Here is a 16,619-nt window from a genome sequence, read left to right as displayed (position 1 = left end):
CATAGAGTACGCGCCCTTCGCTCTTCAGGCGCACCCAGGTTCCGTCGAATGTTGCCAACACGTGCTAGAGCTATTGGAGGTTCACGTTCATTAATGGATTGCCGGGGGGCGAACCACTACGCTTTTTGCATGCAAAACCGCACCAGTGATCGATTCCATGACGGAAAGAGTCCGAGACTTCTGGAAGCCGGGGACGATCCTCGTGGCACTCCTCATAGCGGTGGTGCTGCCGATAGGGGTCGTCTCCGCGAGTGAGACCTCACCGGAGGTCGCCTGGAACGTGACGTTTGCACCGGAGAACAACAACAAGTTCGACGCCGTTGCGCCGACCGCGGACGGCGGGTTCATCGCCGTCGGCTCAACCCTTGCGCAGAAGTATGGGGGGAGCGAGACCCTGCTGCTCATAAAGACCGATGGCCGCGGTAGCGAAGTCTGGAACGCGACGTTTTCAGAACTCTCGCCTGCCGCCGTTGCGGGAACCGCCGACGGGGGCTGCATCGCTGGCGCCTTCAACGTATCATCGGCGGGGTCGGGCCAGGATCTCGCCTACGAGGGCACCTCGTTCCTGATCAGGCTCAATGCCGCCGGGGAAGAGGAGTGGCGGCAGGCCATTCCCGGGATGAAGGTCTCGTCCGTCGCGGAGACTGCGGACGGCGGCTACGCCGCCGTCGGGTGGCTCTGGAACCCGCCCGGATCGGAGAACGCGACGACGGCGGTCATCATAAAAACCGACGGTAACGGCACGCCCGTCTGGAACCGGACGTTCCCCGGGCTCTCCGCGAATGCAGGTACCGTGACCGCCGACGGCGGCTACGTCATCGGGGGCACGACGTCGCCCTTCACCTACAACATCGGGGACGCCTTCCTGATCCGGATGGATGCCGACGGCAACACGCTCTGGCATAAGAACTACCGGGTCCCGGTCATCTTCGACGTCGAGGCGACCGGCGACGGACGGTTCGTTTACTCGGGCAACTACTGGTACGGCCTCGTCGATGGAGACGGAGAGGAAGTCTGGCTCCGGAACATGGAGGGGCTCTCCGGATACGCCGTCGAGGTGCGGCCCTCCGGCGGGTACGTGGTTGCAGGCACGAACATACGGAGCGGAGAGGGATTCGTCTTCGGGACGGATGCTGACGGGACGATCCTGTGGGATACGGCGTTCACCGCCACCGGGATCTACGGGGCCGCCAGCACTCCCGATGGATACACCCTCGCGGGCATCCAGTTCCTCTCCCCCGACACCAGCGCCGCCTGGCTGGCCGGCATCACGGAGCCGGTGAGTCCCGCCCCGACGGCGGCACCGGGATTCGGTGCGGCAGCCGCCGGTGCGGCGCTGCTCCTCCTCCTCGCTGGGAGGGGACGGAGAGGGTAACCCCCTCATCTTTTTTTCTGAACGGTTTTTCCCTTCAGGGCTCATCCTTTCGGAAGTAGAGGAGCGCCCCCGCCCCCGCAATGATGAGGGCGAGCAAGCCCGGGATGAGGTGCGCATACGGGACCGCACGCCCGGCCGCGGGTTTTTGGCCGGTATCGGCGGCGGCCGCCTGTGCGGCGCCGTCCTCGGGTGCCGCGGCAAAGAGCGCATACGCACTGAAGTGCATGACTTCGGCCGTGACGCTCCGGGTCTCCGGGACGACGGTGGTGGGGACTTCCTCCCAGGCGCCGGCAGACCGGTTGTATCGCTGCACCACGAGCCCGCCCCGGACGCTCTCGTTGTAGACGGCGTCCCACTGCTCTTCCGTGAAGTTGAATGCAAGCGTCGCCGGCGGGGAGAATGACGCCCCCTCCGGCCCGGTGGTGCAGGCGTAACCGACGAAGACATACGTGCCGGGCGCCGCGGGCACGTCAGCCGCATCGATCACCGCAAGGGTCACTGCCGTGAGCGGGCTACCGGCGGCATCGAGAGCACGGATGCCCTCCGCGATCGTGAGGGTCACGACCCCGTCGGCCGAACGGATCCTGGCGACCTGGTCGACGAGGCCGCCCTCCCCGAGGTGCAGGCTGCCGGCGTCGGCTTCATGAGGAGTGGGCCTGGCCGTCGCGGTGGAGGTCGGCGTGGGAGCGGTCGTTGGTGTGCTCCAGCCGGGGCTTGCCGGGACGAATCCGCCGCCGCCACCTCCGCCACCACCACCGCCTCCTCCCCCTCCACCTCCGCCGCCCGCGGATGTCTGCGTCGCGGTCGGGGTGGGCGTCTGAGTCTGCGTCGGCGTTGCGTTAGCCGTTACCGTTGGGGTCACCGTCGGGGTCACGGTCGGAGTCACCGTCGGGGTCACGGTCGGAGTCACGGTCGGAGTCACGGTCGGAGTCACGGTCGGAGTCACGGTCGGGGTTACCGTCGGGGTTACGATCGGGGTTACAGGATAGACGGTGATGTAGTTGTACTTCGTCTGCGTCGCGCTGACTCCCGCGTTGTCGCAGGTCAGGGAGACGTTATAGACCCCGGGGCGATCGTAGCGGTGCCGCGCATCCCGTTGCGACGACGTCGCGCCGTCGCCGAAGTCCCAGAGCCAGGCCGTCGCATAATCCGGGGAATCGCCGTAAAACAGGACTGTAAGGGGCGCCGGGCCGGACAACGGCACCGCACGGAAGTCGATGACCGGCGGCTCCGGGGGGCCTACGTGGATGAGATCGGTCTTCGTGACGGTGTCGGACCCAAACGCATTATGCACCGTGAGCGAGACGGTGTAGTCCCCGGGGATCTCGTAGAAGTGCCACGGGTCCCGTGAGGTCGAGGTGTTCCCGTCGCCGAAGTCCCATTCCCAGGCGTCCGGGTCGCCGGCCGAGAGATCGGTGAACCGGACGTAGAGCACCGCGTTCCCTTCGGTCGGGTTTGCCGAGAACTCCGCCACCGGGATTGCTCCGCGGAAGTAGGTGAAGGCGTAGATATCCGACCTCTCGCCGCGGCCGTTCTGCCAGACGATCCGATCATTGCTGACGGCCGGGTAAAGCTGTTCGGTCGAGGAAGGAGCGACCGGCATCTGCTTATCCGTCCCGAGAGCAAGGTCGCAGATGTAAATGTTCCAGGTCCCGTCCCGCTTGTCCTCCCAGGCGATGAGGTCGCCATCGATCGCCGGGGAGACCTGTTCGGCCGGGTCATCGGTGATCCTCTGCTCCCCGGCGGCAGGGTCCTCGAGGTCGAAGAGATAGATATCCGGAGCTCCGTTCCGGTAGTCCTCCCAGACGATCCGGCTCCCCGATATCGACGGGTAGGTCTGGCGTGCACTGTTTTCGGTGATCTGACGCCGCTCCCCGGTCAGGATATCGTAGAGCCAGATGTCTCCGTTTCCGGAGCCCTCTTCCCAGACGAGATACCTCTCCGAGAGCGCGGGCCTCCACTCGGTCACCGGCGAGCAGGAGATGAAGGTCTCGTTGCCTGTCCCGATATCGTAGAGGCAGATATCCGTGCTCCCGCTCCGTGCATCGTACCAGGCCACACGTTCCCCATAAATGACGGGCATCCACTGGTCGGTCGGGTCGTCGGTGAGCACCCTCGTCACGCCACCCGATAGATCAAAGAGACAGATATCCAGGCTCATGTTCAGGATCTCCTCCCAGACAATGTAATCCCCTGACACGGACGGGGATCCCCCCTCGCCCGCAACGCTCCACGCCCTGACGCCGGGACCGCTCGAATAGTAGATCGACTTTCTGCCGTCGACCCAGACGATCATATCTCCGTCAATGTCGGGGTACTCCTGTGGTCCCGCCTCGATAGAGACCGGGACTACATTCCCTGGAGCCATCTCCCCGGCCATGGAAGGCGATGCCAGTAATCCAAGGGCAACGACGGTACATACGAGAATCAGAATATTACATCCAGTCATGTATTACCACCATGATGAGAACGCCCCCCTTCGTCCCATACGATGGTACCTGTGCGCACACCGGGAGAGCAGAATACTCTCCCGGGCGCACAAATGGAATCCTATGAAATCCAGGAGACAACCGGATTTCTCAGGGTAGAGGGTTTGCGCGTTGAAGGATAGAATAGTCTATATAAAAATATTTCTATAATCTAGAGGTGTCGAGGAGAATTTTTATATTAATATAAAAATTTCAAGATGCAATATACCCCGGGTGCCAACGGAACACAACCTTCGGCACGATCTCACCAGAGGAGCGTCCAGGGGAGCTTACGCCCCCGCAAGCTCACGGACCTTTGCGATATTTCCGGCATCGTTTCGCCTCCCGTCGACCGGCGTCTCGCAGATGAGGGGAAGACCGCGAACGCCCGGGTGACGGAAGACGTGCCTGAATCCCGCCTCCCCGATGGACCCAAGCCCAATATGCTCGTGCCGGTCAAGCCCGCTCCCGAGCTCGCCCTTGCAGTCGTTGACGTGGACGACGCGGAGACGGGATAGACCGATCAGGTCATCGAGTTCTCCAAACGCAGCCCCGACCCCTTCCGCCGTCCGGAGATCGTAGCCGGCAGCAAAAGCATGACAGGTATCAAAACAGACCCCAACTCTCCCGTCGGCATCGATCCCATCAAGGATCCGGGCAAGGTCGGCGATGGTCGACCCGACGCTGTTCTTCTCCCCGGCGGTATTCTCAAGGAGGAGCATCACGCCGCTCTCCCCCGCATCGGCGAGCGCCCGGTTGACGGCAGCAATCACCCGCTCCCTCCCTTCATCGGCCCCGGAGCCCCGGTGATGCCCGAGGTGGGTCACGAGGTAGGGTATCCCGAGGAGACTGCACCGCCGGAGTTCACCGGTAAGCGCCTCAACCGACTTTTCATAGATCGCATCGTCAGGCGAAGCCAGGTTTGGGAGGTAGGGCATATGGTCGACGACGGGACCAATCCCCGATGCGCTCAGCGCCGCCCTGAACGCATCGATTGAGGCGGGGTCGAGATCCTTTGCCTTCCAGCCCCGGGGGTTACGGGAGAAGATCTGAAATGTATCACAGCCCGCATCGATGGCCCGCTGGATCGCAAGATCGATCGAGCCGGCGATGGAGACGTGGCATCCCACCAGAACCATACTCTAACTCTCGGCGCCGGGAGTCTTTAGGCCTTCCCCCGCCCGACCTCGCGGAGCACCGCCGCCCCGAACTCCCGGGTGCCGGCGTCGCCTCCGAGATCGGGCGTCCGGATGCCTGCAGAAAGCACCCGTCCGACGGCCGCTTCCATGGCCGCTGCTGACGCGGGGTCCCCGAGGTGGGCGAGGAGCATCGCGGCGCTCCTGATGGCAGCAACGGGGTTTGCAATGTTTCTCCCCGCAATATCCGGAGCGCTCCCGTGGACCGGCTCAAAGAGAGCGTGCCGGTCTCCGATATTCGCACTCGGCAGCATCCCGAGTCCTCCCACCAGGTAGGCGGCGGCATCGGAGAGGATATCCCCAAACATATTGGTCGTCACGATCACATCGTAGCGGTCCGGGTGCATCAAAAGATCGAGGCAGAGCGCATCGATGTAACTCGTCCTGCAGGGAACCCCCGCCCGGACGGCCTCCGCAGTGCAGATATCGACGAAGAGGCAGTCGGACTTCAAGACGTTTGCCTTGTTCCCGACAGTGAGGTGGCGGCGGGACTTTGCAAGGGTGCAGGCATAGCGGGCGATCCGCTCGCTCCCCTGCCGTGAGACGACCCGGAGAGTGCAGGCCCGAACAGGCTCCGTCCACTCGATGCCGGAGTAGAGCCCCTCGGTGTTCTCCCGCACGATGACGACATCGACCCCCTCGCCCCGGATGGGACGGACGTTCGCGTAGAGGTCGAGAGCCTTGCGGATCTGGACAAGGACGCTCCGGTACTCCGGGTCCGGCGGCGTCGTTATGGCACCAAAGAGGATGGCGTCCGCCGACCGGAGATCGGCGATCGTCTCCTCATCGCAGGCGCTCCCGGTCCGCTCCCACCGGCCGTAGCCCACCTCGACATCGAAGAACTCGAGGTCCGGACGCACCGCCTCAAGGAGGTCCCGGGCGACCGGGATGACCTCGTGCCCGATGCCGTCGCCCTCAACGACCGCGACCTTCACCATGCTGCTCCCTCCATGCGGCCACGACCCGCCGAACCGCGTCGGCAATATCCCATGGCGACGCTCCCCAGTGGACCACGGCGCCGAACCGGCCGTTCCAGTGCCCGATCCCGGCCCGTTCGCTCCGGCAGCATCGCGCGATGAAGGGCTCGGCCGCGACCGCCTCGAGCGGGCAGATGTTCTCAACCACAACACCGTCCCCACAGCACTCCCGCACCAGGTCTCTTCCCGTCTGGCAGCCTGCAACCCGGTCGCCCGGCCAGACCGGGTCGGCATCGAGGGTGCGGGAGAACCCAGCAGCACGGCAGGGGTAGACGTCGGCCCCGAACTCGCGGATATCCCGGACGTGGTGCTCGAAGATGACCTCGAGGTCGCCAAAGATCCCGGTCTTCTCGAGGTCGCCGATCGTGGCCGAGAGGTGCGGGCGGGGCGGGGTGATATCATAAACGTGGATGTGGAGGAACCCTGAGAGGTCCGGGTCGAGCACGAATGTGGTCTGCTCGCCATGCCCGGTGAATACGGTGCACCGGCGGCCGGACCGCAAGGCTTCCTGTACTAAGAATGTTCGATCATGAATGTTCACGCGATCCGGGTAGCAGTAGACATCGTCACCGGAGGCAAGTACCCGACGTGCTATCACCTTTCGCATCAGCCCGGTCCCGTTCGGGTCGGTCTCCACCTCAAGCACCTCGGTGCCGCTAGGTCCCTCATGGATAAGATAGCGCGAGAGGAAGTAGGCCCGCTCGCCGTACGGCATGGTGGTCGCGGACCCGACAAACTTACAGTGGGTGGGAAAGATCATCGGCGCGACCTCCAGTATGGAACCAGCCCGCCGGCCCGGAGGATGGCGACCATCCTCTCCGAGAGCGGGCGGGCGGGATACCGCTTCCCGTCCACCTCCACCCACCCCGCATCGAGGTCGAAGGCGACATGGGCGCCGTCGGTGCAGGGGACGGTGGCCTCGATAACCGGGAGACCGACGTTGATGGCGTTCCGGAAGAATATCCGGGCGAACGACTCGGCGACGATCCCGACAACCCCGGCCTCCCGGAGGGCGATGACCGCCTGCTCCCGGGACGACCCGCACCCCATGTTCCTTCCGGCGACGATGACCGCACCCGAAAGGCGGCCGGCAAGTGCCGGGTCCAGGTCCTCGAAGGCATGCTCCGCCCAGACCGAGCGGTCTTTCGTCCTGAGGTAGCGGCCCGCGATGATGAGGTCGGTATCGATGTCGCTCCCGATACAGACTGCCGGTCCGGCTCCCTGCACTTATACCACCTCCGGGACGGTTATCTCACCGGCAATAGCGCTCGCGGCGGCGGTGGCGACTGACGAGAGGTAGATCTCGCCCCCGACGCCCATCCGGTTCTTGAAGTTCCGGTTGGCGGTGGAGAGACAGACCTCACCCTCGCCGAGCACGCCGGCGTGCGCACCAAGACACGGCCCGCAGCCGGGAGTCATCACCATGCACCCCGCCTCCACAATATCCGCGAGGACGCCGGTGGCGATTGCCCGGGCGAGCACCGCCCGCGAGGCTGGGATGACCAGGGTGCGAACCGCAACCTTCTTCCCCCGGACGATCCGGGCGAACCGGGCAAGGTCCTCGTAGCGGCCGTTCGTGCAGGTCCCGACGAAGACCTGGTCGAGATGCGTCCCTGCGACCTCTTCAACCTCCCGTACGGTATCCACCCGGTGCGGGACCGCGACGAGGGGCACGATATCGGCGAGATCGATATCCAGGGTTCGCTCATAACGGCACTCCTCCAGTGTCTGGGGCGATGCTGCAATTCCGTACTCCGAGAGATAACGGATAGTTGTCGTGTCGGCATAAAAGATCCCTGCCTTTGCTCCGGTCTCAACCGCCATGTTCGCGAGCGTCAGCCGCCCGTCCATGGAGATCGTCGCCGCTCCATCGCCCACGAACTCCAGCGCCCGGTAGGTCGCCCCCTCCATCCCGAGTTTTGCAACATAGGTTAGAGCGAGATCCTTTGGTTCCGCCGCACCGGAGAGCGTGCCCGAAAGATTGATCGCGATCGTCTCCGGGACGCGGAACCACGTGGCTCCCGAGGCCCAGATCGCCGCCATATCTGTTGCCCCCACCCCGGTGGCAAACGCACCGAAGGCACCGAGGGTGCAGGAGTGGGAGTCGGCCCCGACGACGACCATGCCGGGCCGGACGATGCCTTCGCTCATCACCTGGTGACAGATCCCGGTGCCGGCGTCGGAGAGTTCCACCCCCGATGCCCGGGCGTACTCCCGGAGCTCTGCCTGGAGGGTCGCAGTTGTACCGGTGTTTGCCGGGACGATGTGGTCGAATATGAGATGCAGGCGCTCTGGGTGTGGGAGCCGCTCCACCCCCATCTCCCGGAGCGCTTCCCGGGTGAGGACGCCGGTTCCGTCGTGGGCAAACGCGAGATCGACCTCACGGTCGACGTAGGTCCCCGCCGGTCCGCCGAGGATTCTCTCAGAGAGCGTGCTCACGGGAGGACCTCCTCTTTTGCCTGCCGGAGAAGCCCGCAGAGCACCTCCGGGGTGACGCTGCACTTCCCCTCACTCTTCTGCTTCACCTGCTCGAGCACCCACCGCACCTCCGCATCGGAGAGGTCGAACCCATGGGCTTTTGCGATATGCTCAAGCGCCCGCCTCCCGGTATGCTTCCCGAGGACAAACCGGCGTTCGCCGCCCACCAGGTCCGGGGGGATGTATTCGTAGGTTGAGGGGTCTTCAAGGATGGCGGCGATGTGGATTCCGCTCTCGTGGGCAAAGGCGTTTTCGCCGACGATCGGCCGGGTGCGTTCCGGGGCCACGCCCGAGCACCCGGCAACCAGCCGCGAGATCTCCAGCAGGCGGCCAAGATCGTAGCGGTCGACTCCGCCTTTCATCCGGAGGGCGACGAGCACCTGCTCAAGCGCCGCATTGCCCGCACGCTCCCCGATCCCGTTGACGGTGGTGTGGAGCTGGAACGCCCCGGCGGCCGCGGCTGCAATGGTGTTTGCGGACGCAAACCCGAGATCGTTGTGGCAGTGAATACAGAGCGGGAGAGGGGCCGCATCGAGGATCTCCGAGACGATCGCATGAATCTCAAGCGGTGTAAGGCACCCGACGGTATCCGCGAAACTGACAAGGTCGGCCCCGTACTCGGCACCACGGGTATACATCTCAATAAGGAACGCCGGGTCGGTCCGCGAGGCGTCCTCAGCCGCAAAACGCACCTGAACACCGTGATCGGAGGCGAACTCAACCATATTGAGAGCGTCTTCGAGCACCTCCTTGCGGGGTTTGCGGTACTTGTGCCGGATATGGAGGTCCGAGGTCGCAATGAAGATGCTGACCATGTCAACGTCGCAATCGAGCGCCGCCTCAATATCGGGCTTGAGCGCTCGCGCGAGGCAGCAGACCCGTGCATCAAGACCGCTCCGGGCGATGGCGGCGACACACTCCTTCTCGGCCGTCGAGACCACGGGGAAACCGGCTTCAATCACCTCCACGCCGATCTCGTCAAGCAGTTGTGCAATAGCCATCTTCTCGTCACGGGTAAACGAGACGCCGGGGGTCTGCTCCCCGTCTCGCAGCGTTACATCACAGATCTCGATATGCCACGGTTTCATGTCGTCCACCATTGGGGCAGGCGCCTTCGACCACCACCGTCCTGGGCCCTCCCTTTGGGGGAATAAGGAGCCGGCGAAGCGTTGCCGTGTCATCCGCGGCACAGACCACCGGATCGGCCCAGGCGATGTAGCGAAGGATCTCGGGGACGGGGTGACCTCCGGTCATCCCCATCCGGTTGTTCGCGAGGACTATACAGAGGAGGGGAAGTTTGCGCTCGTAGACATCGATGAGAGCATTGATCCCGGAGTGCAGGAGCGCGTAGTCGCCGGTGAGCGCAACGCCCGGTCCGGTCGCCGCTACAGCGACCGACGAGCCGAGCCCATAGGTTGCGATACCGACACGGTAGGGTGGGTTCATCGCGAGGATGGCGCATCCGGCGTCGCAGACCGCCCACATCTTTCGCTCGCGGAGTATGCCAAAGACCGGATGGAACGGGCAGTCCCGGCAGAATGTCCGCGAGTAACCTCGCAAAGCGTGCCGCTCCGGCTCTCCGGCAATGTCGGGAGGAGCGAGCAAGCGGTGCTCCCGGAGGAAGGGACGGCCGACCTCGTGAACCTCAACGGGTGCGTCCGGGCCTATGGGGGGCGGGTAGACGGTGACAATGCGGTCTTTGCCGCCGGAGAGCCGGTTTAGCGGCGATGATCGCGACCAGGCAAACATCGCTGCGGTCCGCCGGTCCGCGGCCTCTGCCCGGCCGGCCATCGTGAGGTCCGGGTCTGCAAGGCAACCCTTTCGGTCGCTCCGGGGAACGGGGATGTCCGGCAGATCGGCGTCAAGGAGGTCGGGCGTGACCCGAAGGATCGCGACCCTTGAGAAGGTCTCGGAGGCCTCGAACGCCGCCTCGACCGCCGGACCGAGCGTCTCACCGTCCGGTTCCAGCACCGGGACCTGCGCCACCTCGCCGTAGTAGCGGGAGTCCTGGACGATGTCTGAAGCCGCCGCACGCACGTCGTCGCCGACGACCACCACAACACCCGCCCGGAGGCCCTGGACGGTGGCGTGCACGAGCGGGTCGGCACAGGCGTTGAGGCCGACGTGCTTGACGATCACAGCGGCCCTCCGCCCGGAGAGAGAGTCGCCGAGGGCATACTCGAGCGCAGTCTTTTCGTTTACGGTGATCGCAGCACCCGCCGAGGCGGCGAGGTCCGATATCGGGTAGCCGGAAACAGTATAACATCGATCGGCCGACCGGAGGAGAGCGAGAGCAAGCGCCTCTGATCCCTTCATGCGTCCCTCCCGGGCGCAAGGTCGCACCCAGTGCATGCCGCGCACATCGTCAGCGTCCTACGCGGATCAAGCCCGGCCTCCCGGAGAACCCTCTCATGGACCCTATGGAGCCGGAGCAGCCGTTCGGCGGAGGGGCGGGGCCGGTCGGCGAGGGCCGCCGCCGGGGTGAGCGGCCGGAGGACCGGGATGACACCGATCGCGGCGAGGTCTTCCATCACCCGCTCCAGGTCATCGTCGGTCTCCCCGAGGCCGACGATGATGTTCGAGTGGACTCGATCCTTGCCGAAGAGTACGACGGAGGAGGCGAGCGCCTCCCAGATCCCGTCCCAGGAGAGACCGGGGCACATCTCGCGAAAGATGCCCTCCGTCGCCGCCTCGATGTTGAACTTCACTTCCGCAACACCGAGCGCATGGAGCCTGACCGGGGTTTCTGGCCCCGGATAGATCGAGACGCCGATGGGAAGATCAAAGTGGCGGAGCGCCGCAACGACCTCAAGGACATAAGCCTCCTCCTCTTCGATCGAGGAGGCGACACCGCTTGTGATTGCAATGGCATCGATACGGTCGGCGACATCCTCGACCATGCGGACGATCTCGGCAACCTCTTTCCGGCGGCCAGGGAGATCGGGTACCGGGCAGTAACGGCAGTGAAAGATACACGTTCCGCTGACGGTGATATAGGCCTGGCGGGGACAGTGGTGGGCGGCAGGCTCGAGGACGCCGCGGAGCGCGCTGCCGTCGATGAAGAGGTCGGCCTCGCCTCTCCCCCGGTGGACGATCTCGATGGAACTTGCCTCGTTGATGCCGAGGCGGACCCTTCGACCGCCGCCATCGGAAAAGAAAAGTGAACCGGGCGACCCGGCAGAGGGGCCGGCGGTCGAATGGGAGATGTAAGGCTCCGCAGGCTCTCCGGAGAGGCGGACGGAGCCCACCTCAAGCAGCCGGGCTTTCAGCCGGATCCAGTCCATAGCGCCAGTGCCTCCTCATACCGCGTGGCAAAGGGGATCGCCGCCACCGCCCCGATCATACCTCTGCCGTCCATGACGATGGAGAGGCGTTCGTCGTCGAGTGCAGCAAGGTCGTCATGAGTGACCTCGCCCTGCTTTACGCGTCTTCCAAACGCTTCGAGCGGCGCGGGATCGAACCCACGCCAGACCGCCATCCCGGTATCATCCGAGAGGGTGTACTCCTCCAGATACTCATGGAAGCGCCGGACCAGCCCGGAGGGGTCGGTGGTGGCAAACTCGCAGGCGATGGCGACACAGTTCTTGGTCCGGTAGGGGACGGGGTAGAGCTGGACGATGGTGTGGGAGAGGTAGCGGGAACGGTCGTCCTCGACGGCTCTCGCGATGTTGTGGGCCAGCGTCCAGGTGGCTCCTTCCTCCGGAGTATCGGTGTCGTCGATCCCGATGATCACCCGCTCACGCCGGGGAAGCCAGATGGTTGAGCCCGCAAGCCGCCCACCGCCGGCAGGATCGCTCTTTTCGCGGATGACGCCTTTCGCGGTGGCACGGCAGATGGATGCGCCTACGCCGCCGCCGCCAAGACCACGGTAGGTGACGGCGATCTCGTCGTCATCAACGGCGACAGCGGCGATCCCCGCCGGGAAGAAGGAGCCCTGGAGCGCGAGGTCGACGTTGCCGGTCGAGAGCAAGTAGCGGTTGGTTGGACCAACGGTGCGGATAGAGCGGACGAGAGGGCTCTTTGCATAGTGGTGCTTCACCCACATCGCCCCGCCGATGCAGTCGAAGAACTCGATGAGTTCTACCTGCCTACCGTTCTCATCGGCCACCGCGACGATCTGCGGATACCGAATTATGTATGGATCAGAGAGTCTCTCCATAAAGTCCAGCCGCCTCAGCGCCCCGGTTCCCCCAGAGAACGGCACCGAGCGCTCCAATCCGACCTTTTCGTCCGTTCGAGTCGATGAATTGGACGCCCATCCGGGCGGCCTCGGCTTCCGCCTCCTCGACCGTCAGGAGCTCGGTCTTGACCCGCTTTAAGTAGGGGGATTCTTCCGCGAACGTGATCCCTCGGTAGACCGCGATACCGGTGTCGTTGCTGACCGCACCCGACTCGACAAAGTCACGGACGTACTCGAGGAGCTCATCTACCTTTCCGGGTCGGACGGCAAAGTTCAGGGCGGAACTGACACAGTTTGTGGTCTTCTTCGGGACCGCCGGGTTTAACTGCACAAGGCGCATGTCCAGGTACTCCACCCCGGGGATCTTGCAGCCCTCGGCGCACTTAAGCGCGAGGACCCACGTGGCGCCCTCCTCGCGGGTGTCGGTATCGTCGATCCCGATCGTCACCTTCTCGTAGAGCGGGGATGTGATCCTCACCCGGCAGATCCGGGCTCCTCCGATCCGGAGGTCTTCTTCGGATGGATACTCTGCCCGGGTCACCCCTGGCGCCTGGGTCAGACAGGCGGCGATGCCGACACCGGCACCCGCAATCCCCGACCAGGTCGTCACCACCTCGTCCCCGACAACCTCGACCCCCTCAAGCGCCTGGCCGCCGATCTCCTTGCTTGCAGCCCCGAACTTCGCCGGCGAAACCCCCAGTCGAGCGAGCATCGTCATCGTCGTGCCCTCGACGTGACAGGACTCCACCGCACCCCTCGCCCGTACCCGGTTCGCCGCGTCCCACTCGATGGTCCCTCGGGCCCGGCACTGCTCGCGAATCTCCGCAAGACCGGCCTTCTGATCGACCATAACGAGGTACTTCATCGAGAACATCGGCCCGAACCGGGCCCTGACTTCATCAGGCGTGAGTGTAATCATGATGTCACCGAAATTATCGTTAACAAGAATGTCGTTGATAACGGTATTTAAGGGGATCGATCGGGTGGGGGCAGATGGCGGAGATTCGGCTCCCTGGAGGGTGAGGAGGGGGAACGGGCGGTTGTTTCACGCGGTTGAGGGAGATGGGGTGGTGGGTATGTGGTATGCAGGGACTAGTTTTCCTATAACGAAAGAACAAGCGAATAGCGATGGAAAGCCCATACTCTGGACCGTGGGGGCTATCGCACTTGGGGGGAGGGGCTGACGGGGAGTGCGACGGTCCGAAGGACCGGAGCTCGAGCACCGATAGGTGCGAGGGGGGATACTCCCCCCTCCCCTGTCCCCACCCCCCTGCGAGGCGATTCCCCCCAGGAATCCGTGCTGTTGCTTGAGACGGAAGTTTAATCCAGTTTCTTCACAGAAGTCGCTCAGGAACCTATGTTAGAGGTTTACGGCTGACCGACAACACGATTCTGCAGCCCATCAGAGCATCAACTTGGGTAACTCCAGCAAATATTAGATTTCGTAACGGTGTTTCAATATAGGTGTCCCAGCACCTTCAGCGCACCATGAAGCCTTCACCGGCCCCAATGGCCACCACAAAAAAAGAGATTTAGAGATAGTCCGCCAGAACGTCCTTCAGCTCGAACTTGAACGGTCCGAGGTTGCCGCCGAAGTTCCCGGCGCTGATGCGCACTACGCCCGGCACCTTGGACGCCGCCCGGATACCCTCAGCCATCGCGGTCTTGACCGAGTCCTCGTCGACACCGTCGATGACGATCTCGTAAATTGCCTTGACGCCCTCGGGGACCTTGCTGTCCTCGACCTTCTCGCGGAGGGTCGGGCAGTAGGCCTCGTTCGTGCTTGCGCCCATGAACTTGTACTTCTTGCTCCCGACCTTCGAGCCGCTTGCAACGATGCCGCCGGGGAATGGCGTGATGACACCGCAGACGCCGCTAATGGCGTCGATCGCCGCCTGGGCAGCGGTGAGAGCAGCCATCTGATTCTCGCCCATGATGAAGAAGTTGCCGCCCGCAACACCCTTGACGATGCCGAACTCCTCCTCGCCGATGTACTCGCCCTCCATGATCGGGATGGCCCATACCGTCCTGCCGCCGACCTCACGCTTCTCCTCGTAGCCGTCGCCGAAGAAGTGGAGCTTGACCGGGATCTTCTCCGGGACCTCGGCGACGACGTCGGCGAGACCGTCAAAGACCGCCGTCGTCGGTGCCGTGAGGACGCACTCAGCGAGGCGCTCCACGACCTGCTCTTTGAGTTTCTTCTTGCTCGCGCAGATCAGGATCGCATAGCCGGGCCGTCCGTCGGGGGTCTCGTCGGCGGGAACAAAGCAGTCGATGCCTGCCTCCGCCGGACATCCGATGGTCGAGGTGGCAAACCCAACAGCCTCAACTGCTGCCTTGTATGCCCATTCCTCAGTGACGGCGGTAATAATGGGCCGTGCCACCCAGGTCGGAAAAGCTTCTGCGTAGGTGTCATCGATAGTTACGCCATTCAGTTCCATGAATAAACTACACCTCGTTTGCTACAATGTTACAATCCGGACAGAATAAGGTTTCTTTTTTTTCTCGAAAAAGGGCGAGCAGGCCATTTATGCTGCCGGCGATCAGAGCGGCATGGTTGCCCAACACCTTCGGTCGCTCATCGAAGACCCACTGCTCCAGGCAGGAAAACAGTATAGGGATCGACGAACGAGATCTGCAGCCATCCGGAACCACGAGCTCCTGTGGGAGGAATCATGTCACGGGGTAGAGGTTGCGGGAGAGGGGTATGACCAGAGGCGAAGTGAAAACTCCAGCACCCGGCATGAAGGGAGGAGAGACGATGGATGCGAAATTCGTTGCTTCTCCAACCGCGCAAGAGATACCGGACATCAGAAAAGAGCGGAACAACAATGATCTTGTGGCTTCTGGGAGATCTTACCTGGTCTCAACGCTACTGACCGGGACTGGCCACCGATTTTCAGCAAAAGGGTAAATCCACAATATAACCATTTCGTTTTCTTCATCCACTAAAAAAAGGGATATATGCCCACGTTTTGAGTATCGGACCAACATAGTAACTTCCTTAATTTATAAAATCTAAGAGATAATCAGTATTCTGGAATATAAGGCTGTCGAATTTCAGAAAGTTTATGTATATTCTTTGACAACTCTTTTTATATCGATTTTAAATCGATCAGATCTGGTGCGTGATACCATGGCATTTGCATTGCACATCAATATGGAACGATGTACAGGCTGCAACAACTGCGTGGTGGCATGCCCGGTCGACGCTCTCGAGCTCTACACTGAAGACCCAGCAACCAAGGACAAGATCTACAAGGTCCGGGACGGCAAGGCCGTCATCCTTGACTTCAACTCAGAGCTCTGCGCCGGCTGCGGTGTATGCGTCCAGGCATGCCCCTATGGAGTCATCAAGCTTGCAGGACCGTGGGAGAGCCGGGCCAAGGCCCGAAAAGCGGAAGCCTAGGAGTGATACTAGAATATGGCACTGTTTCCAAAGTATTCAAAAACGCGGGAAGGCCAGAACGTCATCATGGAGCAGAGGCTCCTGAAGGCGGTCAACAACCTGATCCTGAACGCAGAGACCTGCACAGGCTGCGGCATCTGTGTCGACGCCTGCCCTGAAGAGGCGATCGCGCTCGGACCCGTCGGTGCGACACGCCGCGGAGCCATCGACTATGCAGAGCCCATCGACGTCAACCCTGAGAAGTGTTCGTACTGTGGCGTCTGCGTCATCATGTGCCCCTTCAACGCGTTGACACTCAAGATCGACGGCGAGGAGCGCCTCCCGATCCTTGAGCAGGAAGGATTCCCCACTTATGACATGGTCACCGTGATCGACGAAGAGAAGTGCAACCGGTGTACCATCTGCGACGACGTCTGCCCGAGAGACGCCATCAACCGCGACGTCCCCGCATTCGAAGGCGGCGACGAGGCAGGCAGGCCGCGCCAGACCGCATTGCAGACCAAGACCACATTTACCGTAGACACCGAGAAGTGCGA

At 63.0% G+C, this 16,619-nt stretch carries 16 protein-coding genes; 4 read left to right on the top strand and 12 right to left on the bottom strand.

What is annotated here, in order from left to right:
* Positions 1-157 precede the first annotated feature (157 nt).
* The gene (locus ACI94_RS04940) at positions 158-1,375 is read left to right on the top strand and encodes a hypothetical protein (RefSeq protein WP_209727789.1); all 1,218 of its coding nucleotides are present in this window, start codon (positions 158-160) and stop codon (positions 1,373-1,375) included.
* 34 nt (positions 1,376-1,409) lie between these two features.
* Here ACI94_RS04940 and ACI94_RS04935 read toward each other — a convergent pair whose 3' ends face one another.
* The 12 genes from ACI94_RS04935 to fhcD all read right to left on the bottom strand — a co-directional run bounded on the left by ACI94_RS04935 (position 1,410) and on the right by fhcD (position 15,115).
* Positions 1,410-3,824, bottom strand: coding sequence for a PKD domain-containing protein (locus tag ACI94_RS04935; RefSeq protein WP_286681161.1), 2,415 nt, complete (start codon positions 3,822-3,824; stop codon positions 1,410-1,412).
* Between the two features lie 309 nt (positions 3,825-4,133).
* A complete protein-coding gene (locus ACI94_RS04930; RefSeq protein ID WP_066957170.1) occupies positions 4,134-4,982 on the bottom strand; it encodes a deoxyribonuclease IV in 849 nt (282 codons plus the stop codon).
* A 26-nt stretch (positions 4,983-5,008) separates the two neighbouring features.
* Complete coding sequence (locus ACI94_RS04925) at positions 5,009-5,977, bottom strand: isocitrate/isopropylmalate dehydrogenase family protein (protein WP_066957173.1); 969 nt, start codon at positions 5,975-5,977, stop codon at positions 5,009-5,011.
* Positions 5,955-6,776, bottom strand: a complete 822-nt coding sequence (locus ACI94_RS04920; protein ID WP_066957176.1) for a hypothetical protein — start codon at positions 6,774-6,776, stop codon at positions 5,955-5,957. The genes ACI94_RS04925 and ACI94_RS04920 overlap by 23 nt, the downstream gene beginning before the upstream one ends.
* Complete coding sequence (locus tag ACI94_RS04915) at positions 6,773-7,243, bottom strand: 3-isopropylmalate dehydratase (RefSeq protein WP_066957179.1); 471 nt, start codon at positions 7,241-7,243, stop codon at positions 6,773-6,775. The genes ACI94_RS04920 and ACI94_RS04915 overlap by 4 nt, the downstream gene beginning before the upstream one ends.
* Complete coding sequence (locus tag ACI94_RS04910) at positions 7,244-8,455, bottom strand: aconitase/3-isopropylmalate dehydratase large subunit family protein (protein ID WP_066957181.1); 1,212 nt, start codon at positions 8,453-8,455, stop codon at positions 7,244-7,246.
* The gene (locus ACI94_RS04905; RefSeq protein WP_066957718.1) at positions 8,452-9,582 is read right to left on the bottom strand and encodes a homocitrate synthase family protein; all 1,131 of its coding nucleotides are present in this window, start codon (positions 9,580-9,582) and stop codon (positions 8,452-8,454) included. The genes ACI94_RS04910 and ACI94_RS04905 overlap by 4 nt, the downstream gene beginning before the upstream one ends.
* Positions 9,554-10,810: a thiamine pyrophosphate-dependent enzyme gene (locus tag ACI94_RS04900; RefSeq protein WP_066957184.1), complete on the bottom strand. Its 1,257-nt coding sequence runs from the start codon at positions 10,808-10,810 to the stop codon at positions 9,554-9,556. Before ACI94_RS04900 ends, ACI94_RS04905 begins: the two co-directional genes overlap by 29 nt.
* Entirely contained in the window at positions 10,807-11,778 is a 972-nt protein-coding gene (locus tag ACI94_RS04895; protein WP_066957187.1) for a radical SAM protein, read from the bottom strand. The genes ACI94_RS04900 and ACI94_RS04895 overlap by 4 nt, the downstream gene beginning before the upstream one ends.
* Positions 11,760-12,653 carry a methanogenesis marker protein 11 gene (gene mmp11 / locus ACI94_RS04890; protein WP_066957190.1) on the bottom strand — a complete coding sequence of 298 codons (894 nt, stop codon included), beginning with the start codon at positions 12,651-12,653 and terminating at the stop codon, positions 11,760-11,762. Before mmp11 ends, ACI94_RS04895 begins: the two co-directional genes overlap by 19 nt.
* Complete coding sequence (locus ACI94_RS04885) at positions 12,637-13,593, bottom strand: tRNA(Ile)(2)-agmatinylcytidine synthase (RefSeq protein ID WP_066957192.1); 957 nt, start codon at positions 13,591-13,593, stop codon at positions 12,637-12,639. The genes mmp11 and ACI94_RS04885 overlap by 17 nt, the downstream gene beginning before the upstream one ends.
* A 613-nt stretch (positions 13,594-14,206) precedes the next feature.
* Positions 14,207-15,115, bottom strand: coding sequence for a formylmethanofuran--tetrahydromethanopterin N-formyltransferase (gene fhcD / locus ACI94_RS04880; protein ID WP_066957197.1), 909 nt, complete (start codon positions 15,113-15,115; stop codon positions 14,207-14,209).
* A 266-nt stretch (positions 15,116-15,381) separates the two neighbouring features.
* On the opposite strand from fhcD, the gene ACI94_RS04875 reads away from it, so the two are divergent.
* The 3 genes from ACI94_RS04875 to ACI94_RS04865 form a co-directional block, all read left to right on the top strand.
* Positions 15,382-15,588: a hypothetical protein gene (locus tag ACI94_RS04875; RefSeq protein WP_150468737.1), complete on the top strand. Its 207-nt coding sequence runs from the start codon at positions 15,382-15,384 to the stop codon at positions 15,586-15,588.
* Positions 15,589-15,810: 222 nt separating this feature from the next.
* Positions 15,811-16,083, top strand: coding sequence for a 4Fe-4S binding protein (locus ACI94_RS04870; protein ID WP_209727802.1), 273 nt, complete (start codon positions 15,811-15,813; stop codon positions 16,081-16,083).
* Between the two features lie 15 nt (positions 16,084-16,098).
* On the top strand, positions 16,099-16,619 hold a 521-nt coding region (locus ACI94_RS04865; protein WP_286681160.1), incomplete at its 3' end, for a 4Fe-4S binding protein.

This window comes from Methanoculleus sp. DTU007 (genome assembly GCF_001512385.1).
GTDB classification, from domain to species: domain Archaea; phylum Halobacteriota; class Methanomicrobia; order Methanomicrobiales; family Methanoculleaceae; genus Methanoculleus; species Methanoculleus thermophilus.
This window is presented reverse-complemented; position numbering and strand designations above follow the sequence as displayed.

Excerpts from the sequence above, each read along its gene's own strand:
- mmp11 (WP_066957190.1), bottom strand. The coding sequence starts at position 12,653 with ATGGAGAGACTCTCTGATCCATACATAATTCGGTATCCGCAGATCGTC.
- ACI94_RS04930 (WP_066957170.1), bottom strand. The coding sequence starts at position 4,982 with ATGGTTCTGGTGGGATGCCACGTCTCCATCGCCGGCTCGATCGATCTT.
- ACI94_RS04900 (WP_066957184.1), bottom strand. The coding sequence starts at position 10,810 with ATGAAGGGATCAGAGGCGCTTGCTCTCGCTCTCCTCCGGTCGGCCGAT.
- ACI94_RS04905 (WP_066957718.1), bottom strand. The coding sequence starts at position 9,582 with ATGAAACCGTGGCATATCGAGATCTGTGATGTAACGCTGCGAGACGGG.
- ACI94_RS04870 (WP_209727802.1), top strand. The coding sequence starts at position 15,811 with ATGGCATTTGCATTGCACATCAATATGGAACGATGTACAGGCTGCAAC.
- ACI94_RS04925 (WP_066957173.1), bottom strand. The coding sequence starts at position 5,977 with ATGGTGAAGGTCGCGGTCGTTGAGGGCGACGGCATCGGGCACGAGGTC.
- ACI94_RS04875 (WP_150468737.1), top strand. The coding sequence starts at position 15,382 with ATGACCAGAGGCGAAGTGAAAACTCCAGCACCCGGCATGAAGGGAGGA.
- ACI94_RS04940 (WP_209727789.1), top strand. The coding sequence starts at position 158 with ATGACGGAAAGAGTCCGAGACTTCTGGAAGCCGGGGACGATCCTCGTG.
- ACI94_RS04895 (WP_066957187.1), bottom strand. The coding sequence starts at position 11,778 with ATGGACTGGATCCGGCTGAAAGCCCGGCTGCTTGAGGTGGGCTCCGTC.
- fhcD (WP_066957197.1), bottom strand. The coding sequence starts at position 15,115 with ATGGAACTGAATGGCGTAACTATCGATGACACCTACGCAGAAGCTTTT.
- ACI94_RS04935 (WP_286681161.1), bottom strand. The coding sequence starts at position 3,824 with ATGACTGGATGTAATATTCTGATTCTCGTATGTACCGTCGTTGCCCTT.
- ACI94_RS04920 (WP_066957176.1), bottom strand. The coding sequence starts at position 6,776 with ATGATCTTTCCCACCCACTGTAAGTTTGTCGGGTCCGCGACCACCATG.
- ACI94_RS04885 (WP_066957192.1), bottom strand. The coding sequence starts at position 13,593 with ATGATTACACTCACGCCTGATGAAGTCAGGGCCCGGTTCGGGCCGATG.